Source organism: Brevibacterium salitolerans, from assembly GCF_039531405.1.
Taxonomy (GTDB): Bacteria; Actinomycetota; Actinomycetes; order Actinomycetales; family Brevibacteriaceae; genus Brevibacterium; species Brevibacterium salitolerans.
Genome location: NZ_BAAAPZ010000018.1, coordinates 1 through 26,020 on the forward strand (window position 1 = coordinate 1; position 26,020 = coordinate 26,020).

The 26,020-nt window shown below is 71.5% G+C and carries 23 protein-coding genes; 6 read left to right on the plus strand and 17 right to left on the minus strand.

Annotation, left to right across the window (positions count from 1 at the left end):
- The first annotated feature begins 233 nt into the window (after positions 1-233).
- Complete coding sequence (locus ABD240_RS14945) at positions 234-1,223, plus strand: DNA topoisomerase IB (RefSeq protein WP_344338158.1); 990 nt, start codon at positions 234-236, stop codon at positions 1,221-1,223.
- Between the two features lie 36 nt (positions 1,224-1,259).
- On the opposite strand, the gene ABD240_RS14950 is transcribed toward ABD240_RS14945, so the two are convergent.
- The 12 genes from ABD240_RS14950 to ABD240_RS15005 form a co-directional block, all read right to left on the minus strand.
- The gene (locus ABD240_RS14950) at positions 1,260-1,994 is read right to left on the minus strand and encodes a PIG-L deacetylase family protein (protein WP_344338160.1); all 735 of its coding nucleotides are present in this window, start codon (positions 1,992-1,994) and stop codon (positions 1,260-1,262) included.
- 74 nt (positions 1,995-2,068) lie between these two features.
- Positions 2,069-2,689, minus strand: coding sequence for an NUDIX domain-containing protein (locus tag ABD240_RS14955; RefSeq protein WP_344338162.1), 621 nt, complete (start codon positions 2,687-2,689; stop codon positions 2,069-2,071).
- The gene (locus tag ABD240_RS14960; RefSeq protein WP_344338164.1) at positions 2,676-3,947 is read right to left on the minus strand and encodes a tRNA (adenosine(37)-N6)-threonylcarbamoyltransferase complex transferase subunit TsaD; all 1,272 of its coding nucleotides are present in this window, start codon (positions 3,945-3,947) and stop codon (positions 2,676-2,678) included. The genes ABD240_RS14955 and ABD240_RS14960 overlap by 14 nt, the downstream gene beginning before the upstream one ends.
- Positions 3,944-4,522 (minus strand): SRPBCC family protein, encoded by a 579-nt coding sequence (locus ABD240_RS14965; protein ID WP_291791834.1) that lies wholly within the window; start codon positions 4,520-4,522, stop codon positions 3,944-3,946. Before ABD240_RS14965 ends, ABD240_RS14960 begins: the two co-directional genes overlap by 4 nt.
- Complete coding sequence (locus ABD240_RS14970; RefSeq protein ID WP_291791833.1) at positions 4,515-5,804, minus strand: FAD-dependent oxidoreductase; 1,290 nt, start codon at positions 5,802-5,804, stop codon at positions 4,515-4,517. Before ABD240_RS14970 ends, ABD240_RS14965 begins: the two co-directional genes overlap by 8 nt.
- The gene (locus tag ABD240_RS14975; protein WP_291791832.1) at positions 5,804-6,010 is read right to left on the minus strand and encodes a helix-turn-helix domain-containing protein; all 207 of its coding nucleotides are present in this window, start codon (positions 6,008-6,010) and stop codon (positions 5,804-5,806) included. Before ABD240_RS14975 ends, ABD240_RS14970 begins: the two co-directional genes overlap by 1 nt.
- Positions 6,011-6,532 (minus strand): DUF2975 domain-containing protein, encoded by a 522-nt coding sequence (locus ABD240_RS14980; protein WP_291791831.1) that lies wholly within the window; start codon positions 6,530-6,532, stop codon positions 6,011-6,013. It abuts the gene before it with no gap.
- An 82-nt stretch (positions 6,533-6,614) separates the two neighbouring features.
- Positions 6,615-7,088: a ribosomal protein S18-alanine N-acetyltransferase gene (gene rimI, locus ABD240_RS14985; protein ID WP_291791830.1), complete on the minus strand. Its 474-nt coding sequence runs from the start codon at positions 7,086-7,088 to the stop codon at positions 6,615-6,617.
- A complete protein-coding gene (gene tsaB / locus ABD240_RS14990; RefSeq protein WP_291791828.1) occupies positions 7,085-7,816 on the minus strand; it encodes a tRNA (adenosine(37)-N6)-threonylcarbamoyltransferase complex dimerization subunit type 1 TsaB in 732 nt (243 codons plus the stop codon). The genes rimI and tsaB overlap by 4 nt, the downstream gene beginning before the upstream one ends.
- Positions 7,813-9,978 carry an alanine racemase gene (gene alr / locus ABD240_RS14995; protein WP_344338168.1) on the minus strand — a complete coding sequence of 722 codons (2,166 nt, stop codon included), beginning with the start codon at positions 9,976-9,978 and terminating at the stop codon, positions 7,813-7,815. The genes tsaB and alr overlap by 4 nt, the downstream gene beginning before the upstream one ends.
- Positions 9,979-10,057: 79 nt before the next feature.
- Positions 10,058-11,956, minus strand: a complete 1,899-nt coding sequence (locus ABD240_RS15000; protein WP_344338170.1) for a bifunctional ADP-dependent NAD(P)H-hydrate dehydratase/NAD(P)H-hydrate epimerase — start codon at positions 11,954-11,956, stop codon at positions 10,058-10,060.
- A gap of 1 nt (position 11,957) precedes the next feature.
- Positions 11,958-13,307, minus strand: a complete 1,350-nt coding sequence (locus tag ABD240_RS15005; RefSeq protein WP_344338172.1) for a M20 metallopeptidase family protein — start codon at positions 13,305-13,307, stop codon at positions 11,958-11,960.
- 124 nt (positions 13,308-13,431) lie between these two features.
- Between ABD240_RS15005 and ABD240_RS15010 the strand changes: the two genes are divergently transcribed.
- A complete protein-coding gene (locus ABD240_RS15010; RefSeq protein ID WP_291796374.1) occupies positions 13,432-13,869 on the plus strand; it encodes a MarR family winged helix-turn-helix transcriptional regulator in 438 nt (145 codons plus the stop codon).
- Between the two features lie 95 nt (positions 13,870-13,964).
- The gene (locus tag ABD240_RS15015; RefSeq protein ID WP_344338175.1) at positions 13,965-15,311 is read left to right on the plus strand and encodes an MFS transporter; all 1,347 of its coding nucleotides are present in this window, start codon (positions 13,965-13,967) and stop codon (positions 15,309-15,311) included.
- A gap of 26 nt (positions 15,312-15,337) precedes the next feature.
- On the opposite strand, the gene ABD240_RS15020 is transcribed toward ABD240_RS15015, so the two are convergent.
- A complete protein-coding gene (locus ABD240_RS15020; protein ID WP_344338177.1) occupies positions 15,338-16,258 on the minus strand; it encodes a LysR family transcriptional regulator in 921 nt (306 codons plus the stop codon).
- A 246-nt stretch (positions 16,259-16,504) separates the two neighbouring features.
- On the opposite strand from ABD240_RS15020, the gene ABD240_RS15025 reads away from it, so the two are divergent.
- Both ABD240_RS15025 and ABD240_RS15030 read left to right on the plus strand, forming a co-directional pair.
- The gene (locus ABD240_RS15025) at positions 16,505-18,013 is read left to right on the plus strand and encodes an AbgT family transporter (protein WP_344338179.1); all 1,509 of its coding nucleotides are present in this window, start codon (positions 16,505-16,507) and stop codon (positions 18,011-18,013) included.
- 83 nt (positions 18,014-18,096) lie between these two features.
- Positions 18,097-19,494: a M20 family metallopeptidase gene (locus ABD240_RS15030; protein WP_344338181.1), complete on the plus strand. Its 1,398-nt coding sequence runs from the start codon at positions 18,097-18,099 to the stop codon at positions 19,492-19,494.
- Between the two features lie 105 nt (positions 19,495-19,599).
- Here ABD240_RS15030 and gabP read toward each other — a convergent pair whose 3' ends face one another.
- The 4 genes from gabP to ABD240_RS15050 all read right to left on the minus strand — a co-directional run bounded on the left by gabP (position 19,600) and on the right by ABD240_RS15050 (position 25,237).
- Complete coding sequence (gene gabP, locus ABD240_RS15035) at positions 19,600-21,060, minus strand: GABA permease (RefSeq protein ID WP_344338183.1); 1,461 nt, start codon at positions 21,058-21,060, stop codon at positions 19,600-19,602.
- 226 nt (positions 21,061-21,286) lie between these two features.
- Entirely contained in the window at positions 21,287-21,817 is a 531-nt protein-coding gene (locus tag ABD240_RS15040) for a holo-ACP synthase (protein ID WP_344338185.1), read from the minus strand.
- An 89-nt stretch (positions 21,818-21,906) separates the two neighbouring features.
- Positions 21,907-23,781 (minus strand): glutamine--fructose-6-phosphate transaminase (isomerizing), encoded by a 1,875-nt coding sequence (gene glmS / locus ABD240_RS15045; RefSeq protein WP_344338187.1) that lies wholly within the window; start codon positions 23,779-23,781, stop codon positions 21,907-21,909.
- Between the two features lie 67 nt (positions 23,782-23,848).
- Positions 23,849-25,237 (minus strand): MFS transporter, encoded by a 1,389-nt coding sequence (locus tag ABD240_RS15050; RefSeq protein WP_344338189.1) that lies wholly within the window; start codon positions 25,235-25,237, stop codon positions 23,849-23,851.
- A gap of 266 nt (positions 25,238-25,503) precedes the next feature.
- On the opposite strand from ABD240_RS15050, the gene ABD240_RS15055 reads away from it, so the two are divergent.
- On the plus strand, positions 25,504-26,020 hold a 517-nt coding region (locus ABD240_RS15055; protein ID WP_425547046.1), incomplete at its 3' end, for a type I pantothenate kinase.

The following is a 26,020-nucleotide window of genomic DNA, read 5'->3' on the forward strand; positions in this document are numbered from 1 at the left end:
ACGTCGTCGCGGAACTCCTTGGTGACGTCATCCATCCAGGTGCCCCCAGGTACGCCATCTCCGATGTCACCTATCCGCGCAGCAGACCCCCTGGAGATGGACGCCACCGGCCAGTAGCGCTCAGCTCTCCCTACGCCGCCGACAGGGCGAGGCGCACACACGCCCCCAGGGCACTCGTCGCAAGCTTGCCGAGACCATGCACAGATTCAAGACACCTTGTCTATCATCGATGCATGTCCACTTCCTCGCGGCGAAGCGCCGGACGACTGCGGCGCAGCGATCCGCATGCTCCGGGGATCACGCGCCGCCGCCGCGGCAGCGGGTACTCCTTCACAGCGCCGGACGGTTCCACGATCACGGACCCGGACGAGCGTGCCCGCCTCCGCTCCCTGGCGATCCCGCCGGCCTGGCGCGACGTCTGGATCTGCCCCGACCCGCGCGGCCACATCCAGGCGGCAGGAACCGACGACGCCGGTCGCCGCCAGTACCTCTACCACCCGGCCTGGCACGCGAAGCAAGCGCGGAAGAAGTTCACCCGAGTGCTGCAGGTGGGTCCTGCCCTGCCCACCGCGCGACGCACGGTCACCACCCTCCTGCGCAGCCGCCGCGATGACCTGGAGCACGCCTCGGCGATCGCCTTCCGCATGCTCGACACCTTCGGGATCCGGGTGGGCAACGAGGAGTATGCCGAGGCCAACGGCTCCTACGGGCTCACGACGCTGCGAGCCGAGCACGTACAGGTCTCTCACAAACGGGTGCGCCTGAGCTTCCCCGGCAAATCGCACCAGCACGTGGAGCTCAAGGCCCGCGACCAGGATCTCGCCGCAGCCCTGGCCGATGTGCTGGGGCCGGCAGACGAGCCCGCGCTGCGCTGGCGTGACGACGAGGGGTGGCACGAACTCGGCGCCGCCCAGGTCAACACGTTCCTCCAGGAGGTCACCGGCGTCGAGATGACGGCGAAGGACTTCCGCACCTGGCACGCGACCGTCCGGGCCGCCCGCGCTCTGGCGAGGCGGCACGACCCCGCGGCCTCGCAGACGCGACGGAAGAGGGAGGTGAATGCGGCACTGGACGAGGTCGCCGCCTTCCTGTGCAACACCCGGGCGATCGCGCGGAACTCCTATGTGGACCCGCGAGTCATCGATCGGTTCCTGGGAGGTGAGGTGCTGAAGGCCAAGACCTACCGCAGCGCCGAGCGCCTGCTGCCGGACTTCCTCGGGTGAGGGCGGCTGCCCCGCCGGACGGGTGCGGCCCTGTGTTCACTGCCGGAGGCGATGCGCGTCGAAGCCCGCCGCGTGCGGCACTCCCGCCGCGCGGCCGGTCTGCTCCAGCATCTCCGGGATGAAGTCGGCCGGTGCCGGGTGCCACGGCAGATCCGCGAGATACGCCTCGTGCGCCTCCAGCGACGCCACGGCGGCGGCCACCGCCTCCTCCCCCACCGGAACGCAGACGTTGGGCTCCCGGCCGGTCAGCAGCAGCCACGTGGTGCCCCAGGGTTCCAGGGCCTCCTCTGCGAGGAGCTCGGGGAAGACCCAGCGGTTGTCCGCGTCCCGCACCGCGTCGATCGCGGCAAGCCCCACGGCCCGGTGATCGGCGTGGTCGATGCCCCATCCGACGAACAGCTCACCGGAGCCGGTGACCACCGCATCCGGCCGGAACGTGCGGATCTCACGGGCGATCGCGCGTCTCAGCGGCAGCCCGTACTCCACCATGCCGTCGGGGAAGTCGAGGATCGTCAGCCGCGCGAGCCCCACCGCCTCACCGGCGCGCCTCTGCTCCTGCGCACGCAGCGGTCCGGCCTCCTCCGGCGGCCGCTGCATGCCGGCCTCCCCCGCGGTGAGCAGCAGATATGCGACCTCGATACCGCGTGCCGTCCACTCCGCGACCGCGGCGGAGGTCCCGTACTCCGCGTCGTCCGGATGCGCGACGACCACCAGGATCCGCTCGACGCCGGACTCGTCCCAGGGCTGAGGTGCAGCTGTGCTCTCACTCATGGTCCGAGACTACTCGCGGAGGAGCACGGAGAACAGGGTTCCCCTCCCTCGGCGCGGAGGCCGGGTCCACCCGCTCAGACGTCCTCCAGTACCGCCCGCAGTGCGGGCCACGCGGAGGCGAAGCCAGGGTGGAGCGGATAGTCGGTGACGTCGTCCAGCGGCACCCAGCGCAGCTCCACGGACTCGATATCGTTGATGCGCTCCTCCAGGGGCTCCAGGGCGCGCGCCACCACCGTGGTGTACGTCCACCCCTCCATGTCCACCACATGAGAGTCAAGCAAGCGGATGTCCGCGCCGTCCAACCTCGGCACCGCCGCCTCCTCGTGGCATTCGCGGATGGCACCGGTGAGCGGGGTCTCCCCTGCATCGATGGCCCCGCCGGGGATCCCCCATGTGCCGCCGTGCGCAGACCAGTGGACGCGATGCTGCAGCAGGACGCCGCGGTCAGGGTCGTGGATGAGCAGGCCGGCCGCTCCGAACAGTCCCCAGAACTTCCCTCTGGGCGTCTCCACCCAGCCGTCGCCGGCCCGTCTGCGCGCCCGCAGATGAGCGCGCAGCTCCGGATCGAGGTCCCCGCGCTCAGGCGGGCTCTCATTCCCCACCTCACGCGCAGGAGAACGTCGACGCTCCGACCCGCTCACACCCTCGGGCCCGTGCTCGCTCCCTGATCCGCGCTCGCTCTCAGACGAGGACATCCTCCACCTCCAATGACGACAGCACCCCGAACCCCATGTCCGACGGCGCCAGCCCCCGGGAGACGATCTCCGCTCCCAGCGCCGCAACCATCGCGCCGTTGTCCGTGCACAGGCTCAGCGGCGGCACCCGCAGCGTCACACCGCGCCGCGCACAGGCCTCGGCGAGCTTCTCCCGCAGCCGTGCGTTCGCCGCCACGCCCCCGCCCAGGAGGACGTGGTCGATGCCCGTGTCCGCGCAGGCCAGCAGCGTCTTCTTCACGAGCACGTCCACCACGGCCTCCTCGAAGGATGCGGCGACATCGGCCAGCCGCAGAGGCCCGCGCTCACCCCGCGCCTCTGCCCCTGCGGAAGCCGCTCCCGCTCCCGCTCCGCTGGAAGTTACGTCTGCGTAGCGGCCGCCCTGCACGGCCGGTACGCAGACGTAACTTCCGTTGGGAGAGGAAGCCGGGGCTGCGCCCGAGGCCGGGGCCGGGGTCGGCGCCGTGCCCGCGGGTTCGGCGCTCCGGGCGAGTTCTGCCTCGGCAGCGGTGATGGTGCGGAGGGCGGCCGTCTTGAGGCCGGAGAACGAGAACGAGTAGCGGCGCTCCGGGTCCCGGAGGTCCTTCTTCGTCGCCAGGCCACGGGGGAAGCGCACGGCCTGCGGATCGCCGGGCACCCCCGTGCCGTCGAGCAGCCCTGCCGCAGCCTTGGAGATGTTGGGGCCGCCCGGATAGTCGAGGCCCAGGAGGCGGGCGGTCTTGTCGAAGGCCTCACCCGCGGCGTCGTCGATCGTGGCGCCCAGGAGCTCCACGTCCTCGACGATGTCGCCGATCCGCAGGATCTCCGTGTGCCCGCCGGAGACCAGCAGCGCGATGGTGGGAGTGACCAGCCCCGGCGAGTCCGGCGCCACGAGGTCGACGGCGACATGGGCGGCGAGGTGGTTGATGCCGTACAGCGGCAGACCCGTGGCCGCCGCGAGGCCCTTCGCCGCGGCCGCGCCCACCATGAGCGCACCGGAGAGCCCCGGCCCTGCGGTGACGGCGAGCGCATCGAGGTCGGAGAGCGAGACCTGCGCGTCCGCGAGCGCCTGCTCGATCATGGGGCCGATGGCATGCACGTGGGCGCGCGAGGCGACCTCCGGCACCACTCCGCCGAACCGGACGTGCTCCTCCATCGAGGAGGCCACGGTGTTGGTGAGCAGGGTGGTGCCGCGGGCGATGCCCACGCCGGTCTCGTCGCAGGAGGTCTCGATGCCGAGGACGAGGGGGCCGGCGGTCATCCGAGCTCCGCGGCGAGATCCGCGTAGCGGGCCATGAGGTCCGCCTCCGGCACGTCGAACGAGGCGGAGGCGTCGCCGGCCTCGTGCGCGAGTTCGGCCGCGAGGAGCCGCAGATGCGTCTCCCAGACGGGACCCACCTGCTCCACCACCGTGCGGATGACGTCCGGTTCCGTGTCCGGATCCGCGATCGTGTGCGCGAGCGAGATGCGGGTGGAGACGCTGCCGGTCTCCTCACCGTCCGCCCCGCCGCCAGCCTCACCGCGCAGCGTGACGCCCAACCGGCCGATCCCGTCGATCTCCACGAGGATGTGGGCCTCCTCCGGGTCGTCCTCCGGCGAACGCACGGACAGGAGCTCGCCGGGAACGGGCTCGTCGTCGAACGTGAAGCGCAGGGTGTCGCCCTCGCCGGGGCCGTCCGCGTCCCGGTCGAAGCCCGCGAACCACACGTCCACGAGGCGCGGATCCGTGAGATGCGGCCAGATCTGGGCCGGAGTCCTGTCCACGGAGATGCCGAGTACGAGGTCGACACCGTCCTCCCATTCGATGAGCGATGCGTCCACGGTGTCCTCAGCCATGCACCCAGTCTAGAGGCGGTGCGGAGGATCCGGGCAGGGAGGAGGAGAGCGCGGAGGCCGGCACCGCGGGCGTGTCCGGGAACGAGCGGTCCGCGAACATGATCCGCCGCGCGAGCGCCTCCCCCGCAGGTGTGCGCAGCGCGGCGAAGCCCACCCGCATGACGCTGCGGTGCCGCACGAGGGCCAGCATCTGCCGCATCGCCACACGGCCGGCGAACTTCCTCCGCAGGAACACGCCGTCGTAATGCGCCAGCATGCCGGGATCGCTGGCACGCAGCGCGTCGTCGAGGCAGTCCACGGCGTAGTCGGAGAGCCGCAGACACGGATCGAGACCACCGGCCGTGAGCGGGGAGACGGCACCGGCGGCGTCACCCACGAGCAGGCCGGCCGGAGAGCTGATCCTCCGGAGCAGACCGCCCACCGGGATGGGACCGCCGCGGCGTTCCACGTCGGCAGGCTCGCGGTCCTCTGCCCTGAGTCCCGGCGCCTGCGCCCTGAACCGCTCCAGAGCGCGGCGCGCACCTCCGGGGAAGCGCGCGGAGTAGCCGGCAGTGCCCACGTGCAGGTGCTCGCCGTCGTCGACCACCCAGGCCAGATACCCCGGCGCGAGGACGGGATCGAGGACGCAGTGGAAGACGGGCTCCGCCGAGGCCGCGCGCACGGGGCTCACGTCCTCCGCGCCCACCAGCAGCTGTGTGTTCCGGTCGAGTCCCAGCTCGCGGGCCACGCGGGAACGCGCTCCGTCCGCGCCCACGAGGAAGCGGGCGCGCACGCGCAGCCGCTCGGGGCCTCGGGCGAGGAGGTACCCGCCGTCCGTGCGCCCCGTGAACCGGGTCCGCAGCAGCACTCGCACACCCGCCGCACGCGCCCGGTCCAGCTCGTCCAGGTAGAGCCCGGACATGTCGCCCACCCGGTACTCGTCGCGGTCGCTCACCAGTTCCAGCGGAGCGGCCGGGCCCGCGCCCGAGGCCGGCGGATACAGATGCACGCGCCGGATCGCGGGACCCAGCCGGGTCTCCGGCAGATCGAAGTCGTCCAGCGTCCGCCGCACGAAGATGCCGGTGGTCCTGATCGAGGCGCCCAGGTCCGCCCGTCTGTCGCACAGGAGGACGGCGTGCCCGCGTGCGCTCAGCTCTCGGGCCACCCGCAGACCGGCGAGGCCGGCGCCCACCACCAGCACGTCCGTGTCGATGCGCGCGGGCGGGTCTCCGCCGGTCTCGACGCGACCCGTCGCAGCGCGGCTCATTCCCTCTCCGGCGCTGAGCTCACGATGCTCGCCCATCAGTCCTCCACCCACTCGAGGATGTCGCCCGGCTGGCACTCCAGCACCCGGCAGATCGCGTCCAGCGTGGTGAAGCGGATCGCCTTGGCTCGCCCGTTCTTCAGGACCGCGACGTTGGCGGGGGTGATCCCCACCCGCTCCGCGAACTCCCCCACGCTCATCTTCCGCTTGGCCAGCTCGACGTCGATGCGCACGATGACGGCCATTCAGACCACCGCCTCCATGTCCGTCCGCAGTTCGGTGGCCCTGCGCAGCAGAGCACGCATGACGACCATGAGCAGCGCGCAGACGGCCGTGAAGGTGGCGGCGAGACCCAGCACCACGGGCCAGACCGGATCGCGGCCGTCCGCGAGCGCGAGGACGAGCACCGCCAGCAGGAAGAGGCAGGCGCCGCCCACCACCACGACGATGGCGTCGACCCAGATGCGCGCTTGCGCACTGAAGATCTCACCGCGGGTGACGAAGCCCAGCAGCCTCCAGATGCACACGATGACGACCTGCACGCACAGGCTCACCACCACCGTCACCGTGAGGGCGGTCGTCTCGATCCCCTCGACCGCGCGGGTGATGTCGACGCGCTCCACGAGGTCCCCGGAGAGCGCGCTCACCTCCACGACGACGAAGATCGCGAAGAGGACCAGCAGCAGTGCGCGCAGAGTCCACACCGCCGCACGTGACCGCGCGGTGTCCGAAGGTTCGGCGGGAAGGAGGTGCTCGGATTCGCTCATGCATCGAGAATGGGCAATAACCTATCGAAAAACAATCGATATGAGCGGTTTGTCGATAGCTTGCAGGAGACTGGCAGGGCGCTCAGAGGAAGGCGCGCATGAGGATCGCGTCCGCTTCCGCGTAGTAGCCGCGGCGACGGCCGATCTCCGCGAATCCCGCGGAGGCGTAGAGCCCCAGTGCCGCCGCATTGCCCTCGGCCACGTCGAGGTAGAGAGCTTCCGCACTCCTGGCCCGCGCGTGGTCGGCCGCGTGCGTGAGCAGACGCCGGCCGATCCCCTGCCCCTGTGCCCGCGGGGCCGTGCCGATCGTCATGACGTCCGCCTGCGGGCCGGAGACGCTCACTCCCACGAACCCGAGGATGTCCGCGCCCTGCGCTGCGACGACGAAGTGCGCCCCCGGAGCCGCGAGCTGCGACCAGAAGAAGGCGGGCGACCACGCGTCCCGGCCGAACAGCCGGGAGTCCAGCTCCGCCACCTCGGCGACGTCCCACCACCGCATCCTGCGCAGCACGACCGCGGGAGGCGAGACGTGATCGACGGACGCGCCGGCGCTCATGCGAGCAGGGTGGCGCGGCGGTCGGCGGGCTTGGCGTCCGGGTCCCGCAGATACAGCGGCTCCGTGCCCGGCAGGGTGCGGCCGGCGGCGAGCGCACGCCCGGCCCAGCGGCCCAGCCACTCCGCGGTCGGCTCCAGCGCGGCAACCTCGGTGAGGTCCGGTGCCCCCAGCATCTCGGCGTAGAGCGCGAAGCCGCGGCCCACTCGCCTCACACCGGCCGCGGACGGCAGCTCGGCGGCCAGCGCGGCGGGCGCGAGCACCTGGGGCCCCGCGGTGCGCACCGGCAGTCCGTCCGCGTCCAGGCCGGAATAGGCGCTCACGTAGACCTCCTTCCGGCGCGCGTCAGTGGCGACGACCGTGGGCACCGCACCCACGGCGGTGGCTGCGCCGGGCACGGCGTCATGGCCGCGGCCCCCCGGCTGCACGTCCACGAGACTCCGCAGCGCGAGCGCGTCGTGGCTCACCACTCCGTACAGCGGCACCCCCAGTCCCAGGGCGGCTCCGGTGCCCGCGGCGATCCCGGCCCGCAGACCGGTGAAGGGACCGGGTCCGATGCCCACCACCACCGCCTCGGGCGCGGGTCCGGCCGCCAGCAGCTCCTTCAGCGCCGGCCCCATGAACTCCACGTGCTTCCGGGACGAGAACTCCGTGCGTTCGGCGAGAAGCTCCTCCCCGTCGACCAGCGCCGCGGTCGCCGCCGCCGAGGTGTCGAGTGCGAGGACGATCATGGCCGGTCCCCTTCCTGGTGGGTGGGTGCGTGCACTGTCGGAGCGGGCTGAGCAGGTGCCCCGTGCGCGGATGCGGACGGGAATGCCCGCACGAGGCCGCGGAGGCTCTCTCCCCTCTCCTCCCAGGCGGGGCCGACGGGGTGGATGACCACGATCCGCTCCTCGTCCTCGGCTCCGTCCTCTGCCGGGCCGCGGTCCTCGCCCTCCGATCCGCCGAGGGCATCGTCCAGTGCATCGCCGGCAGGCTCGGCCGCGCCTCCCGCTGTGCTGTGTGCCTCTCCGGCCGGCACATCGCCGCTGCGCTCGGCACCGGTGAGCTCAGTCTCCAGGCCGTCGTCGGCCTCCGGCGCGCCCACTCCGGTCACTTCCGCGTCCGCTGCGCCCAGCGCTCCTGTCCGCAGGATCTCGATGTCGAGGTGGTCTCCGAGCGACTCAGCCATGCCGCGGCCCCACTCCACCACCGTGACGGACTCGTCCAGGGCTGCGTCGAGCCCCAGATCCTCGAACTCCTCGGCTCCCGTGAGCCGGTAGGCGTCGACGTGCACAAGGCCCGGGCCCGCACCTCGGGCGGGGTGTTCGCGGGCGATCGTGAAGGTGGGTGAGGAGACCCGGCCGCGCACGTCCAGCGCCCTGCCGAGGAACTGGGTGAGCGTCGTCTTGCCCGCGCCCAGGTTGCCCGTGAGGACGACGACGTCCCCGGCCCGCAGCACGGCGGCCAGCCCGGAGGCGAAGGCGGCCATGCCCTCGCGGTCCGCGATGCGCAGGCGAACGGGATCTGCCCGCAGACGGGAGGCATCGGCAGATTCGTTCCCGTCTGCGGATTCGCCCGCAGAGACGTCCTCATCCGGGCGGATCCGCAGACGGGAAGCGTCGATCGCCGCGTTCGCGTCTGCCGGCTCGGGGAGCGGCCCGCTCGCCACCTCACGGTCCACCCGCGGCCCCACCCGCGCGACGATCTCGTAGTTGATGGTGCCGGCCCATTCACCCCACTCCTCGGCGCTCGGGCCGGTGCGCCCGTCGCCGAGGATCACGACCGCGTCTCCGGTCTCCACCGGCGCGTCCCCCACGTCCACGACCATCTGATCCATCGCGATGCGGCCCACCACGGGGAACCGCCGCCCCCGGATCGTCACCTGTGCGCGGCCGGAGGCTCCGCGCGGGAGGCCATCGGCGTAGCCGCCGGCCACCAGGGCGAACCGGGTGTCCGCGGGCGCGCGGTAGGTGAGGCCGTAGGAGGCCCCGTGCCCCGCCGGCACCTCCTTGACGGTGAGCACTCGGGAGACGAGAGACATGGCAGGGCGCAGGCCCAGATCCGCCGCGGTGCGGTCCTCGAAGGGACTGAGACCGTAGGTGGACAGTCCCACGCGGACCATCGTGCCGCCGATCTCCTCTCCGCCCAGCGCACCCGGTGAGTTCGCGAGGTGGGTCTCCAGCGCCTCGGGATCGCCCAGCGCTCCGCCCACCGAGTCCAGGAAGGCCGTGAGCTCACGCTGCCGGGCACGGAACTCCGCCACCTGCTCCGCCGTGGCAGGGTCCCCTGGGACGTCCGCGTTGGCGAGGTGTGTCATGAGGCCGGTGATGCGCAGGTGCTCGGCCTCCGTGCTCGTCCAGCCCCGCAGCTCGGAGAGCAGGGCGGAGAACTGCGCGGCGGTGAACCCGCCGCGGCCCAGACCCGTGTCCACCTTGAGGTGCACCCGGGCCGGCACCCCGGTGCGGCCGGCGGCCTCGGCGGCGCGCCGCACGCCCTCCGCCGTGGAGCAGCCCACCTCGATGTCCGCACGCAGGGCCGGAGCGAGGTCCGTGCGGGAGTCGTGCAGCCAGAAGAGGATGCGCACATCGCCCGCGGCCGGCAGGGTCTCGCTGGGCTCTTCATCGCCGGCCTCGGGCTGCTGCCGGGCGCCCGGCGTTCCGACCGCGGACTGCAGGTCCAGCAGCAGCGTGTGGACCTCGAGCGCCTCCGCGAGAGTGGCCGCGCCCAGGTCCCTCACCCCGCCGCGCAGCAGCGCCGGCACCGTCTGCGCGAGGCCGTGACCGTAGGCGTCGGCCTTCACCACGCACATGAGCCGCCGCTGCCCCACCTGCGCCCGCAGTGCCCGCACGTTCTCCGTGAGAGCCCGCGCATCGATGCGCGCGCGGAGGACGGAGGGGGCGGATGCGCTCATGGAAGGCTCCTCGGGTTCGAGCGTGGGGGCTGCGGTGGTTCGGATGGCCGGAGTGCCGGCGGGCGGGTCCGCTCGGATTCTACGGCGTGGCACCGCCCGCGGGCATTCCCGCCGCCGAGGCCTGTCCGGCCAGGCCCACCATCACGCCTTCCACCTCCCTGATCTGGGCGGACGCATGTGTGGCGCGCCTCCCGGCCCGATTGTGGAGGAGCACGGCCAGCGCCGCCAGGTGCGCGGCCCGGGCGTGCGGGTCCTCTGCAGCGGGCACCGAGGTGCCGGACGGTGTTGCGGTGCCGGCCGGTGTTGCGGTGGCGGTCGGCGTCGCGGAGCCGCGGGCGGCAGGGCTGCCGTCGGCACAGCCGGCAGCGCCTTCTGCGCCCGGGGCCGCGGGTCCGTCCGCACCCGGGGCCGTAGTGTTGCCGGTTGCGAGCGCGGCGCCGACGAGACCGGCGAGCACGTCCCCGCTGCCCGCCGTGGCGAGCAGGGCGGGCCCGGGACTGGGCGCCCAGAGGACGCCGGACGGCTGGGCGATGAGCGTCCGCCCTCCCTTGAGGAGGACGACGGCACCCACGCGCCGCGCCGCCTCTCGCGCCCACCGAGCGGGATGGGCCTCGACCTGCGCGCGGGTGGGGCCCGCAGCCTCGGCGTCAACCGGACCGCCGGCGACGCCGTCCTCCGCCGGGAGCGCACTCAGCAGCCGGGCCAGCTCCCCGGCGTGCGGCGTGAGGACGGAGCCCGGCGGCAGCGGGGGTGCGCCGTGCGCGGCCCGGACGAGTGCGGGGACGATCTCCAGCGCGCCCGCGTCGAGCACGAGCGGCGTCCCCGCGCCCACCGCCTCCATGAGGAACTCCCTGTAGTCCTGCGGCTCCGGGGCGCCGGGGCCCATCGCCCAGGCCTGGACGCGGCCGGGCGCGGTGACGCATTCCGGGGCGGATGCGAGCACCGCGTCCTGGACGGCGCGGGCACCCAGCACCCGCACCATGCCCACTCCGGCGGCAAGTGCGGCACGCGAGGTGAGGACACCCGCCCCCGGATACCGCGCGGACCCGGCGATGACGCCGAGCACGCCGCGGGTGTATTTGTGGTCGCGGGGGCCGGGCAGCGGCCAGTCGCGCAGGTCCGCATCCTCGAGCACCCAGGCCTCTGGGTCCTCCGCGGCCGGGAGGTCCAGCCCGATGTCCACGACGTCCACCCGGCCACAGGCCTCGGCCCCGCCGGGCAGGAACTGGCCGGCCTTCGCACCGCCGAACGTCACCGTCACGTCCGCGCGCACATGCCGGGGATCGCACTCCCCCGTGGTCGCGTCCACGCCGGTGGGCATGTCCACGGCAACGACGAGCTGCCGCCGCGCCCTCTGCTCCCGCTGAGCATGCTCCCGCCGGCTCTCCTGCTTCCGCCGGCCTTCCTGGTCCCGCTGGTCCTGCCACCTGCCCAGTAGACCGGCCAGCGGCTCGCGCAGCGGCAGACGCGCGCCGGTGCCCAGCAGGCCGTCGATGACGAGGTCCGCCTCGAGGAGGACGCACAGAGCGTCCGGCCGCACCTCGGCACCCGCATCCCTGTGAGCCTCGGCTCGCGCGTCCGGATACGCCTCGGCACCCGCGCTCGGAGACGCCTCGAACCGCACTCCTGCCCGCACCGCCGCCGCGGTCGCCTGTGCGTGGAGCCGTCCCAGAGGTGCGAGCACGCGCACCTGCGCTCCGCGGGAGGCGAGATCCGCGGCCGCGAAGAGGGCGTCACCGCCGTTGTTCCCCGGTCCGGCCAGGACCGCCACCCGCGCGCCGGCGACCCCGCCGACCCAAGCCGAGAGACTCCCGCGCCCCCGCCCGCCGCGGTCCGGGAGGCCATTGCGCAGCACCTCCCGGCACACGGAGGCCAGCCCGGCGGCAGCGGTGCGCATGAGCGCCTCGCCTCTGCCGGCCTCGAGCAGGGGTCTCTCAGCGGCACGGATCGCGGCGGCCGAGTATGCGGGGAGGGGCATGTCAGCGCCCCTCGGCCGGCCGGCCCTCTGCCGGCCCGGCAGCTCCAGGCACCTGCGCAGCATCGGCTGCCGCACGCTCGAGCCGACGCGCGGCGAGGTGGGCGAGGAAGAGCGCGTTGCCGCCCAGCCCCTCGTCGGAGTGCTGGGCCCGAGGCGAATGGTTGACCTCCTGCTCCGCGGGGTCCGTGCCCGGCATCGCCGCTCCCACGTGCCCGTACGCGCCCGAGACGCGGGCCAGCACCCGGGAGAAGTCCTCGGACCCGGCACGCGGGTGCGGCACGGCGTGCGCCCGGTCCCCGCCGAAGAGGTCCGCGAACGTCTGCAGGTAGAACCGGGCCTCGGCGTCGTCATTCACGGTGGCCGGCAGGCGCGTGTCGAAGGTGACGTCCGCGCCCAGCCCGTGCGCCCCCAGGAACCGCTCCGCGAACCGGGGCAGCTCCTCCGCGCACCGGGCGGTGGCCTCCGGAGAGAAGGTGCGGACGCTGATGGAGAGCTCCGCGGTGTCCGGGATGACGTTGGTCGCGGTGCCGCCGTGGAAGCTGCCCACCGTGAGCACCACGGGGTCGAAGGCGTTGAAGGAGCGGGACAGGTACTCCTGCAGCTGGCCGATGAGAGCGGCGCCGGCCTCGATGGGATCTAGCGCGTCCTCCGGCCGGGAGGCGTGGCCCCCGCGACCGCGGACGGTGACGTCCATCGCGGAGAACGCCGCCATGTAGGAGCCCTCGCGGGTGTAGGCGTGCCCCAGCGGCTGGTCGGCGGAGACGTGCAGGCCGTAGGCGCCCACCACCGGCACCCCGGCGGCGTCGAGCACACCCTCCTCGAGCATCTTCCCCGCACCGTCCCAGCCCTCCTCACCGGGCTGGAACATGAAGACGACATCGCCGGCGAGCGCGTCCCGCACGCCGTGCAGCAGGTGCGCCGCCCCTACGAGGCCCGCGGTGTGGAGGTCGTGGCCGCAGGCGTGCATGGTGCCGCGCTCGGAGGCGAAGGAGAAGCCGGTGGCCTCCGTCACCGGCAGTGCGTCCATGTCCCCGCGCAGCAGCACCGCCTGGTGGGACTCCGCCCGCCTCCCGCCGCGGAGCACGGCGACGATGCTGCTCAGCCCGCTGCCGGTGGTGATCTCCAGATCCAGGCCGGAGAGCTCCTCGAGCACCTTGCGCTGCGTGCCCGGCAGGTCGAGGCCCACCTCCGCCTCCCGGTGCAGTGAGCGCCGCAGAGCCTGCAGCCGCGGCAGGACCGCCGTGGCATCGGCCGGGGCGGGCAGATGCGGTGCCGAGGTGCCGTGGGAGCCGTCCGTGTGTACCGCGGTCGCCGTGTGCTCTGTGTTCTCCGTGCGCTCTGTGCTGCTCATGCGCCCAGGCTAATCCGCTCCGGCCGGTCCGGCGGGTTCCCTGCCATATCCGAGACGACGGTGTGAGGAAGGAGCCATGCCGGAAAATTGCATAGGCAATCTATATAGATCTACGATGTTGGACATGCCCAAGGACACCGCACAGGAGCTCGCAGCGCGACTCATCGTCGGCGGGAGCGGCTTCGCACGGACCGCTTCACGCGGCGTGACCCGCGGCTTCTCCCTCGTGGCGATGCGCACGCTGTCCAACCTCAAGAAGGAGGGCGGCCTGCGGATCGGCGAGCTCGCACAGCGGGAGGGCATCGCCCAGCCGTCCATGACCAGCGCGGTCAACAGCCTGGCGAACGCCGGCCTCGTGACGCGGGAGCCGGATCCGGACGATGCGCGCGCGGCGGTGGTGACGCTCACCCCCGCCGGCAGCGCGGAACTCACCGCGTTCCGGCTGCGGACGGCGGATTCCGCGGCACCGCTCATCGAGGCCCTCCCCGCGGAGGACCTCGCGGCGCTCACCCGCGCCGCGGAGCTGCTGGACCAGCTCACGGAACAGCTGCGCAGCCGGTGAATCACCCGGCGCGGCAGCGGCCCGGCACCGCCCGCACGGCGGGGGCGGACACGATCCACACAGACGACAACCACAGAGGAGCTCCGACGCCCACGATGACAGCACAGACAGAAGCGCCGGCCCGCGCCGGCGCGAAGAGCGGCATGGCTGCGGATCAAGGCACGGCGAGCACCGGCAGCACGAAGAGCACGAAGCCGCACAAGGAGGGCTCAGTCCTCCACCAGCCGCCGGCGGTGTGGGCGATCGCCTTCGCCTGCGTCGTGTCCTTCATGGGGATCGGCCTCGTCGACCCGATCCTCCCTGCGATCAGTCACGACCTGAATGCCACCCCCGGCCAGACGATGCTGCTGTTCACCAGCTACCTGCTCATCACCTCGCTCGGGATGTTCTTCACCGGCTTCATCGCCAGCCGGCTGGGCGTGCGCACCACCCTCATCGTCGGCCTCGTGCTGATCGTGGCCTTCGCGGCATTCGCCGGAGCCTCCGGAACCGTCGGTGAGATCATCGGCTTCCGCGCGGGCTGGGGCCTGGGCAACGCGCTCTTCATCTCCACCGCGCTCGCCGCCATCGTCGGCGCGGCCAGCGGCGGCAGCGCGTCCGCGATCATCCTCTACGAGGCGGCCATCGGCGTGGGCATGGCCGTGGGCCCGCTGCTCGGCGGGGTCCTGGGCAGCGTCTCCTGGCGCGCCCCCTTCTTCGGCACCGCCGCGCTCATGGCCGTGGGCCTCATCGCCATCGTCGCCATGCTCCGCACCGGCATGGCGCGCCCGGAGCCGGTCAGGCTCACCGCAGGCTTCCGCGCGCTGGGGAACCCGGCCCTGCTGACCTTCGGCATCGCCGCCCTCGCCTACAACTACGGCTTCTTCACGCTGCTCGCCTACTCTCCGTACCCGCTCGAGTCCGCCGCCGCGGCGCAGGGCATGGAGTTCGGCGCCCATGAGCTGGGCCTCGTCTTCTTCGGCTGGGGCCTCATGCTGGCGCTCTCGTCCGTGTTCGTCGCCCCGGTCCTCACCCGCAGGCTGGGCCTGCTCCCCACGCTCTTCACGATGCTGGGCCTGCTGGTGGTCTGCGAGCTCTCACTCGGCGCCTTCTCCTCCTCGGTCACGGGGCTGACGGTGACCGTCATCGTCGCCGGCTTCTTCCTGGGCGTCCTCAACACCGCGCTCACCGAAGCCGTCATGGAGGCCACCGATCTCCCCCGCCAGGTGGCGTCCTCGACCTACTCGGCCGTCCGCTTCCTGGGCGGCGCGGTCGCGCCGGCGGTCTCCGGCAGCATCGCCGCCTGGCTGGGCACCCCGGGGCCCTACTGGTTCGGCGCGGCTGCGGTGCTCATCGCGATCATCGTCCTGATCGTGGGCCGCAAGCACCTGAGCCACCTCTCCCGCCCGCACATGAACGCCGAGGCCGAGGCCCAGGCGATCACGGCCGGCGACGAGGTCTGAGCGCTCCTCCCCTGGACAACAGGCCCTCAGCGGGCCGTGTCCGCCTCCCCCCTCCGCAGCTGCGCCACGAGAAGGCTGAGGAACTCCGCGCGGATCGCATCCGGCGCGCTGTCGGAGGGAGTGTGGATCTGGGCGCTGCGTCGGCCCAGGCCCGCATCGCCGAGGCGGACGAACCTCGTCCCGTCCCCTCCTGCCGGCCGCGAGCCCACCGGCGAGAGGAAGGCGAGGCCGCCTCCGGCGCGTACGAAGTCCAGGAGCGCAGCGCTGCTCTCCGCTTCGAAGACGGGATCGAGGCCGAGGCCGCGCTCGCGGGCAGCGGCGGCCAGCAGATCACGCTGTGAGCTCTGACCGGCGAGGAGCGCATAGGGATGCGCGAGCGCCTCTCCCAGAGTCAGAGCCGACCGTGCAGCCACCGGGTGACCGTCGGGGACGACGGCATACATGTCCACCTGCAGCACATACTCCACGCACACTCCCGGAGTGGGGCCGGTGGCGAAACAGGCGCCGATGTCCGCTCGCGCTTCCCGCACCGCCCGCACCACATCGTCGCTGGAGGCCACGGCGACCTCCATACGCACCTCAGGACGCCGCTGCCGCATGGCCGCAGCCGCGTGCGCGACCACCGGCCCCACGAATCCGTCGGAGCAGACCACCTGCAGCCGGCGGCTCTCCGGAGCGGACCGTGCGAGATCCGCGCGCAGAGCCTGCGCCTCGATCCTCGCCCGCCGCACATGGGTGAGCAGGCGGAAGCCCTGAGCGGTGAGCTCCATCCCCTGCCGCCGACGGACGAAGAGCTGCACCCCCAGTGACCGTTCGAGCTTGGCGATCTGCCGGCTGACCGCCGAGGCGTTGACCCGCAGCCTCCGGGCGGCAGCACTGATGGAATCCGCTTCCGCCACCTCCCGGAAGTAGACGAGCTCCGCCGGCACGAGGTCCTCGCCCACCATGCCCCTCCCTCCGTGCACGCACCGCTCACGCACAGACCTGCAATCTGGGCAGGGTATTGGCCGTGCCTGAAAAGCAACGGACCTGTGCGCAATCGGCTGTGCCCTGCATCACCAGAACAGTATTTCCGTCAGTAGATTATCGCCAGTACCTCAGTCACCTACCCTGCATCCCGGACAGCCCGACGCTCTCTGCCTCCGGTTCCCAGAGGGCGTCACCAGTCATCGGAGACCTTCGTGAGCACTTCCATGCCCTCAGATCAACGACGTAGCAGATTCCTCAACTCCATCGAGTGGGTGGGAAACAAGCTGCCCGAGCCCATGATCATCTTCCTCTGGCTCATCCTGCTCATCGCCGTCGTCTCCGCTGCTCTCTCCGCCGCCGGGGTCTCCGTGATCCACCCGGACACCGGGGAGGATGTGCCCGTGAGGAGCCTGCTCAGCGGCGACGGGCTGGTATTCATCCTCGAGGACACCGTCTCCAACTTCGTGGGCTTTGCGCCTGTCGGCACCGTGCTGACCATCATGCTGGGCATCGGACTGGCCGACCGGATCGGCCTGCTGGGCACCCTCATCCGCGCCGTCATGCTCGGCATGCCTGCGTGGCTGCTGCCCTATGCCGTGTTCCTGGTCGCCAATGCCGCGACAATCGCCGCCGATGCCGCATTCCTCATCATGCCGCCACTCGCAGCCATCATCTACCGCACGCTGGGCCGCAATCCCCTGGTGGGGATCGTCTCAGCCTTCGCGGGCTCATCGAGCGGCTACGGCTCCGGCTTCCTCATCACCACGATGGAGCCGATGCTCGCGGGGATCACCAACGAAGCGGTCGCGATCATCGGCGAGGGTCCCGTGGTGACAGCCGTCGACAACTACTTCTTCATGGTGGCGGCGGCGATCCTGTGCACCCTCGTGGGCGGGTCGATCACACGCTGGATCGTCGAGCCCCGGTTCGGGGAGTACGCCGGCGACCACACCGCCGAGGCGGAGGCGCTGAAGCCGGGCGAGAAGCGCGGACTCCGGTGGGCCGGGACCGCCGCGGTGCTCTACATCGCAACGGTGGCAGTCGCAGCGCTCATGCCCGACTCGCCCCTGCAGAACGAGGACGGCGGCCTCGTGCCCTCGCCCCTGCTCTCCGGAGTCGTGCCGATCCTCCTCGTCTTCTTCACGCTCGTCGCTCTCGCGTACGGCTTCGGCTCGCGCACGCTCTCCTCCGGTCGACAGGTGGTCGAGCACTTCGCGGAGGCCATCGGAGGGATGCGCTTCTTCCTCGTCGTCATCTTCGTCATCTCGCAGTTCAGTGCCTATTTCAACTGGTCAAACATCGGCCTCTGGGTGTCCGTGAACGGTGCCGAGTTCCTCGTGGACATCGGTGCCACCGGCATCGGCGTGCTCGTGGGCGTGACGGTCATCTCCGCGCTCATCACGCTGCTCATCACCAGCGGCACCGGACTGTGGGCGATCCTCGCCCCCATCTTCGTACCCATGTTCATGCAGCTGGGCTTCCACCCCGCTGCCGTGCAGATGGCCTACCGGATCGGCGACTCCTCGACGTCGATGGTCACGCCTCTCATGCCGTACATGATCGTGATCCTCGGCTTCATGCGCGAATGGGACAGGAAGCAGGGGCTCGGGAACGTCCTCTCCGCCACTGTGCCGTACGCGATCGGGGTCTTCCTCGCACAGACCGTCCTCTTCCTGGTGTTCTACTGGCTGGGCGTCCCCATCGGTCCGGGGGTGGGTTTCCACCTCGACTGACCGCAGCCCCTCGACTGCCCCGGCCCCACCCGTTCCACTCACACCCGTTCCGACCCGCTCCCCTCCTCCGAAAGGCAGCTTCCATGACAGACCAGTCCCCCAGCCGTGCAGACGCAGTCGCCGCCGCACATGCCCGCGCGGACTCCGGCGCGCTCTTCGCCCAACTCGCCCGGCGCGTCTCGCATCGGACCGTCAGCACCGACCCCGGGGCCGCGGCGACCCTCCGCGACTACCTCGACGGCGAACTGGGCGCCTCCCTCACGGCACTGGGCTTCGAGTGCAGGCGGTATGAGAACCCGGTCTCGCCCCGGCACCCCTTCCTCATCGCGGAGAGGATCGAGGAGGGCGCCGCCTTCACGGTCCTCATGTACGGGCATGCGGACGTGCAGCCGCCGCAGACGGAGAAGTGGAGCGACGGCCTCGACCCCTGGACCCTCACCGAGCGGGGCGGGCGCTGGTACGGACGCGGCTCCGCAGACAACAAAGGGCAGCACACCATCAACTTCGCAGCGCTGGAGGAGGTCCTCGCCCTCTCCGAAGGACGCCTGGGCTACAGCGTGAAGGTGCTCGTCGAATCCGGGGAGGAGACCGGCTCGCCCGGCCTCAGCGAGTTCTGCGCAGCCCACCGGGAGACGCTCGCCGCCGATGTCCTCCTCGCCTCCGACGGCCCTCGCATCTCCGCGGAGTCCCCCACCGTCTTCCTCGGTTCGCGCGGCACCACGCTGCTGCGGCTGCGCGTGGATGAGAGGGAGCGCTCCTACCACTCGGGCAACTGGGGCGGTGTGCTGTCCAATGCGGGGACGATCCTCGCCGGCGCCCTGGCCTCGCTCACGGACGCACGCGGGAGGCTCCTGGTCGAGGAGCTCCGGCCCACCGGCATCGATCCTGCGGTGCGCCGTGCCTGTGCCGCGCTCGAGGTGGGGACGGACCCCGGCGATCCCGCCCTCAGCGAGGGCTGGGGAGAGCCCGGGCTCTCGCCGGCCGAGAGGCTCTTCGCCTGGAACACGCTCGAGGTGCTCGACTTCCTCTGCGGCGACCCGCTCAGCCCGGTGGGTGCGATTCCCGGGACGGCCCATGCGGATCTGCAGTTCCGCTACGTCCGCGGCTCCACCGCTCCGGCCGAGGTCGTCCCGGCGGTGCGCCGGCACCTGGAGGCGCGCGGCTTCGACCGTGTGCAGGTGGAGGACCGCGGCGGCATGGACGCCACCCGGCTCAGCCCCGAGAGCCCCTGGGCCCGGCTGGCGATGGACTCCATCGCCGCCACCACCGGGGCCGAGGCCTCACTGGTGCCGAACCTGGCAGGCACCATCCCGAACGGGGCGTTCTCCGATGTGCTGGGGCTGCCCACGGTGTGGATCCCGCACTCGCACCCAGGCTGCGCCCAGCACGCCCCGGACGAGCACATGCTCGCCCCGCTGGCCCGGGAGGCCATGGGCATCATGGCCGGTCTCTTCTGGGACCTCCGCTCCCACCGGCCCTGAGGGAGCCGTGGCAGTGCCCCGGGGCCGGCCTCGGCGGCGGGCTCCTGCGCTTCTGGACTGATCACTCCGCCCAGCCATCCGTGCGCAGATGGCTGGGCGGAGTGATCAGACGAGGCCTGAGCGCGAGTTCGCCGTGGAGCCCAGCAGGGCATCGCGGCGGGCGGAGCGCCTGCCGACGATCAGACCCACTGTCACCACCACCGCAGCGATCACCGCCGTCGAGTAGAGCTCGAGCTTGAGGTCCGAGGCGACGGCCATGTAGATGAGCACCACCGGGATGAAGATGACCACCGCCCAGGTGAGATAGGGGAAGGCCCACATGCGCACCGGCATCGGCATGCCGCTGGCCACGAGCTTCCCCCGCATCCGCAGCTGCGAGACCGCGATGACGAGGTACACCAGCAGCGCGATGGCGCCGGAGCTGGCCAGCAGCGTGCTGAACACCTGATCGGGGGCGATGTAGTTGAAGATCGTCGCGATGAAGCCCACGGCCGTCGAGAGGAGCACGGCGCGCACGGGCACGCCCTGCCCGTTGACGGTGCCGAGCGACTCCGGGGCGTCTCCGCGCTTGGCCAGGGAGAACATCATCCGCGAGGCGGTGTAGAGCGCCGAGTTGAGGCAGGAGGCGACCGCCACGAGGATCACCACGTCGATGATGCCCTTGGCATAGGGCACGCCCATGGCCTCGAGTGCGGCCTGGAAGGAGCCGACCTCGCCCAGCCGCGACGAGTTCCACGGCACCAGCGACACGACGATGAAGATCGAGGCGATGTAGAAGATGCCGATCCTCCAGATGACGGAGTTGGTCGCCTTCCGGATCTCCTTGGCGGGGTTCTTCGACTCCGCAGCGGCGATGGTGACGATCTCCGTGCCCATGAAGGTGAACATCGTGGTGAGCATCGCGGCGGGCACGGCTCCCACGCCGTTGGGGAAGAAGCCTCCCTCGGAGGTCAGCCGCTCCACGCCGGAGGCACCGCCGCCGGGGAGCAGACCGAGCACCGCCAGCAGGCCGAGCCCGATGAAGCCGATGATCGCGGCCACCTTGAGCAGGGCGAACCAGAACTCGAACTCACCGTAGTTGCCCACGCTCACGAGGTTGGTGACGGTGAGCCCCACGGTGATCGCCAGCGCCCAGACCCAGGGCGGGACTCCCGGCACCCAGCTGTTGAGGATGATGCCCGCCGCGATCGCCTCGAGGGGGATGACGAGGACCCAGAACCACCAGTAGAGCCAGCCGATGCTGAATCCGGCCCAGCGCCCGATGCTGCGCTCTGCGTAGACGGAGAACGAACCGGAGTCCGGGGTGGCCGCGGCCATCTCGCCCAGCATCCGCATGACGAGCACCACGAGCAGGCCGGCGGTGAGGTAGGCGAGCAGCACGGCGGGGCCGGCGAGGGCGATCGCATTGGCGGAGCCCACGAAGAGCCCCGCGCCGATCACACCGGCGATCGAGATCATGGTGACGTGGCGGGATTTGAGCCCGCTGCTCAGCTGGGAGCCGGCGCTGCTCTGCGCCGCTCCTGCGGGCGCTGTGCGGGGCGAGTGCCCCTCGTTTCCGATGCGCATGAGGTCCTCTTTCGGTTGTCAGCGAAACGGTGCCCCGACCGTCCGCTGCAGAGGGTGCGCGCGGACTTTCGAGCCACCGGTGAAGAACCATACGCCTGCGCCGTGCCTCACGTCACAGATACGGCGTGCTCACCGCATCCTCAGCGCCTCTCCGCGGAGCGCGCCGCACCTCACCGTGCAGGGCATGCCGAACCGGCCAGAGGGCCGCCTCGCCCGGCATTCCGCCTCACTCCGCCCGCCGGGCGGCCTCCCTCTCCGCACGCCTGGCCTCCCGGGAGGCCAGGGCTTTCTCACGGTGAACTTTCAGCTCCGCGAGCGCCTCGGGCGAGCCCGGCAGCAGGGGCGCGGGCTGGTCCACGGAGGGCACGATGGACGCCGCGGAGTCCGGCCCCTCCACCACCACGAACGTCACCGTCCGGTCACCGTCGTGGGTGATGGACAGATGCACCCGCTCGGCGCCCTTCTGCCGGAAGTGCTCGCGCACCCAGCCCGTGAGCCGGAAGCTGGGCGCGCCGGAGAAGGCGGAGACCACCTCGGCCTCGTGCCAGGGGATGATCTGCGGCAGCTGGAGTGCCTTGACCAGCGCCTCCTTGGCGGAGAAGCGTGCGGCGAGGGACTCCGCAGACCGCCGCCGCCCGTTCTTCCGCAGCTGCTCCGCCGGTGTGAGCAGCCGGTCCAGCAGCTCCGGGACGCGCTCGATGTGTTCGGCGAAGCGCGGGACGTCCGCGATGTCCACGCCCACCCCGATGATGGCCATGCGACTCTCCTCTCGATACGTCCGCCGCCCGCCTCCACGAGGGAGACGGGCGGCGGTCTCGTCCTGCCGTCGGCGGGCCGGCGCTCAGCTCACTCGACGGTGACGGACTTGGCGAGGTTGCGCGGCTGGTCCACGTCCAGGCCCTTGGCCGTCGCGAGGTCCATGGCGAAGATCTGCAGCGGCACGGTGGTGAGCAGCGGCGCGAGCAGCGTGAAGGTCTGCGGCACGTAGAAGACCTCCGAGGCGTACTGCTCCACCTCCGTGTCTCCCTCCTCCGCGATCACGACGGTGTTGGCCCCGCGGGCGCGCACCTCCTGGATGTTGGAGACGACCTTGGCGTGCAGCGAGTCCCGCCCGCGCGAGGACGGGACCACGATGAAGACCATCTGCCCGGAGTCGATGAGCGCGATGGGACCGTGCTTGAGCTCACCGGCGGCGAAGCCCTCCGCATGGATGTAGGCGAGCTCCTTGAGCTTGAGCGCACCTTCCATCGCCACCGGGTAGCCCACGTGGCGGCCCAGGAACAGCACGGACTGCTCATCCTGGTGCTCGCGCGCGAACTCGCCCACGCGGGGCTTGATCTCCGTGAGGATCCGCTCGATCTTCTCCGGGATGGTCTGCAGCTCGTTCAGGATCACCTGGATCTCGTCGCGGAACTTGTTGCCGCGCAGCTGGGCGAGGTAGAGGCCCAGCAGGTAGCAGGCGACGACCTGCGAGAGGAACGCCTTGGTCGAGGCCACTGCGATCTCCGGGCCCGCGTGGGTGTAGAGGACGCCGTCGGACTCCCGCGGGATGGTGGAGCCGTAGGTGTTGCAGATCGCGATGACCTTGGCACCCTGCTCGCGGGCGTGGCGCACGGCCATGAGCGTGTCCATCGTCTCGCCGGACTGCGAGACCGCCACGACGAGGGTCTTCTCATTCACCACCGGATCCCGGTAGCGGAACTCGTGGGCGAGCTCCACCTCCGTGGGGATGCGGCACCAGTGCTCGATCGCGTAGCGGGCCACCTGACCCGCATAGGCGGCAGTGCCGCAGGCGATCACGACGATCTTGTCGATGGACTTCAGCAGCGATTCGTCGATGTTCATCTCGGACAGCTGCAGGTTTCCGGCCGGATCGAACCGGCCCAGCAGGGTGTCCGCGACCGCCTGCGGCTGGTCGTGGATCTCCTTGTCCATGAAGGAGGCGAAGCCGCCCTTCTCCGCCGTGGCGGGATCCCAGTCGATCTCGAAGGGCTCGCCCAGCACGGCCTCGCCGTCTGCGTCGATGATCTCGACGGAGTCCGGGGTGATGGTGACGATCTGGTTCTGCCCGATCTCCACCGCCTTGCGCGTGTGGTCGATGAACGCCGCGACGTCCGAGCCGAGGAAGTTCTCGCCCTCGCCCAGACCGATCACCAGCGGGGAGTTCAGACGGGCGGCGACGACGGTGCCGGGCGCATCCGCGTGGACGGCGAGGAGGGTGAAGGCACCCTCGAGCTGGCCCACCGTCAGCCGCATGGCCTCCGTGAGGTCACCGGCGGCGCGGTAGTTCTTGGCGAGCTGGTGGGCGGCGACCTCGGTGTCCGTCTCCGAGGCGAACTCCACGCCGTCGGCCGCGAGCTCCGCCTTCAGCTGCGCGAAGTTCTCGATGATCCCGTTGTGGATGAGGGCGAGCTTCCCGCCGTCCGCCAGATGCGGGTGGGCGTTGCCGTCCGTGGGACCGCCGTGGGTGGCCCACCGGGTGTGGCCGATGCCCGTCTGCGCCGCGGGGAGGGGATTGGCCTCGATGGCCCCCGTGAGGTTCGCGAGCTTGCCCGCCCGCTTCTCCGAGGCGAGGTCACCGTCGCCGGTGACCACCGCGATGCCGGCGGAATCGTATCCGCGGTACTCGAGCCGGCCGAGTCCCTGCAGCAGGACATCGGTGGCGAGGTGATCGGCCGCGGTGGGGGCGACCGAGGAGACATATCCGACGATTCCACACATGCGGAAGAGTCTAACCGGCGCGCCTCCGCGCGGGGTGCATGCGGCACGCGCAGCGATGCGCCGTTCGTCACCTCTCCACGCGGTAGCGGTGGAAGGCGGGGACCAGCAGGCATGCGAGCACCACGCCCACGATCACGAGGACCCCTCCTCCCGAGGTCGCCCATACGGTGCCCACGCCGTCCGCCGCCCAGCCGTGGAGGATGTCCGCGAGCCGCGGGCCTCCCGCCACCACGACGATGAAGACGCCCTGGAGGCGGCCGCGCACCTCGTCGCTCGCGGCCTCCTGCAGCATGGTGGTCCGGAACGCCGCCGAGGCCATGTCCGCGGCGCCTCCCACCACCAGCATGAGCAGCGCGAGGACGAGGAGGACGAGCACGGGACCGGTGAGCAGCGCACCGCCGTCCGGGCCCAGGAGGCCCGCACCTGCGGCGGCGGACGAGCCGGCCTCGGCGGCGGAGCCTGAGCCGGCCTCGGCACCGGCCCGTGCCGAGGCTCCCGGGGCTCCTGCATGCTCCCGTGCACGCTGCGCAAGGCCCACCGCGATGCCGAAGAACGTCACCGCCGCACCCCAGACGATGATCGCATTCACCACGGCCAGCCCCTGCCTGCGCACCCGGGAGACCCAGCCGGAGAAGATCCCTCCCAGCACGGTGCCCGCGGGGATCGCGGCGAAGAGGAGGGCGTAGACGATGCCGCCGTCCACGGGTCCGCCGAATCCCTCGTGCGCGATCTGCGGGAAGAGGATGCGCGGCATGCCGAAGATCATGGCGATGAGGTCCACGACGAAGCTCATGAGCAGCACGGGGTGGATCGCGAGGTAGCGGAAGCCGTCGATGACGCTCCGGAGCCCCGGCGAGCCGAGCGCGTTGTCCGGCACGAGCGAGGGCAGGCGCACCACGGCGTAGAGGGTGGCGAAGAGGAAGACGGTGTCCGCGAGGTAGAGCCAGGCGAAGCCCATGACCGGGATGAGCGCGCCGCCTGCGAGCGGGCCGACGATCGCACCCGCCATCACGACCGTCATGTTGAGCGAGGTGGCGGACGGCAGCAGGCGCATGGGCACGATCTTGGGCAGGATCGCGGTGCGCACCGGCTGATTGAGGCCGAAGAACGCCTGCTGGAGGGCGAAGATCACGAGCAGCAGCCAGACGTTCTCCAGTCCCAGCGCGGCCTGGAGCCAGAACAGTGCGGCGGTGGCGATGAGCCCCGTGGTCGTGACCATGAGGAGCTTCCGGCGGTCCATCGCATCCGCCATCGCCCCGCCCCACAGGCCGAACACCACGAGCGGCACGAGGCCGAACACACCGGTGAGGCCCACCATCGCCGAGGACTCCGTCATGGAGTAGATCTGCGCCGGCACCGCCACGATGGTGAGCTGAGCGCCGATCGCGGTGATGATGTTCGCGGTCCAGAGCCGGCGGAAGTGTCCGTACTGCAAAGGCCGCGTGTCCGCGAACATTCCGCGCAGGGAAAACCGGCGGAGGCCCCGGCGGCGGGCGGACCGAGGTGAGTCCGGACGGGCGGCTGCGTCCGGGCCGGCTGGGTTCCCGGAACCGTCGGAGGAGTGAGGGGAGTCCGGGCCGGTTGCGCCGGAGCTGTCTGCCGGTTCGTCCGGCGGCTGGGCGGTCACGATGCGATCACCCTGTGATTCTGACAGAACCCCGCCGTCTCACCGCAGCCCCTCGCGCCCGGGTGCAATGGACGTCACATGAGAGAATCATCGGCATGGCTTCGACTGAGCATGCCTCGCAGGTCTCCGATTCCGTCCGCCGTCTGGCCGGGCTCCGGCCCCGCCGCAAGACGGACGCGGACAGCGCCGCCTCCCCGTACTGGCACTTCACCCGCGAGCAGTGGGCGCGGCTCTCCGACTCCACGGAGCTGCCGCTCACCTTCGATGACATCCAGCGGCTGCGCGGCCTCGGCGAGCGCATCGACCTGGAGGAGGTGGAGACGATCTACCTGCCCCTCTCCCGCCTGCTCAACCTCTACTCCGCCGCGCGCGGGGCCAAGCACGAGGTCACCCGCGAGTTCCTCTCCCCGCTGCGCAACGAGGGCTTCGAGCCGGCGCCGGAGCGCACGCCGTTCGTCATCGGCGTCGCCGGATCCGTGGCCGTGGGCAAATCGACCACCGCCCGCCTGCTGCGCGAGATGCTCGCGCGCTGGTCCGACACCCCGCGCGTGGAGCTCATCACCACGGACGGCTTCCTCTTCCCCAACGCGGAACTGGAACGGCGCGGGCTCT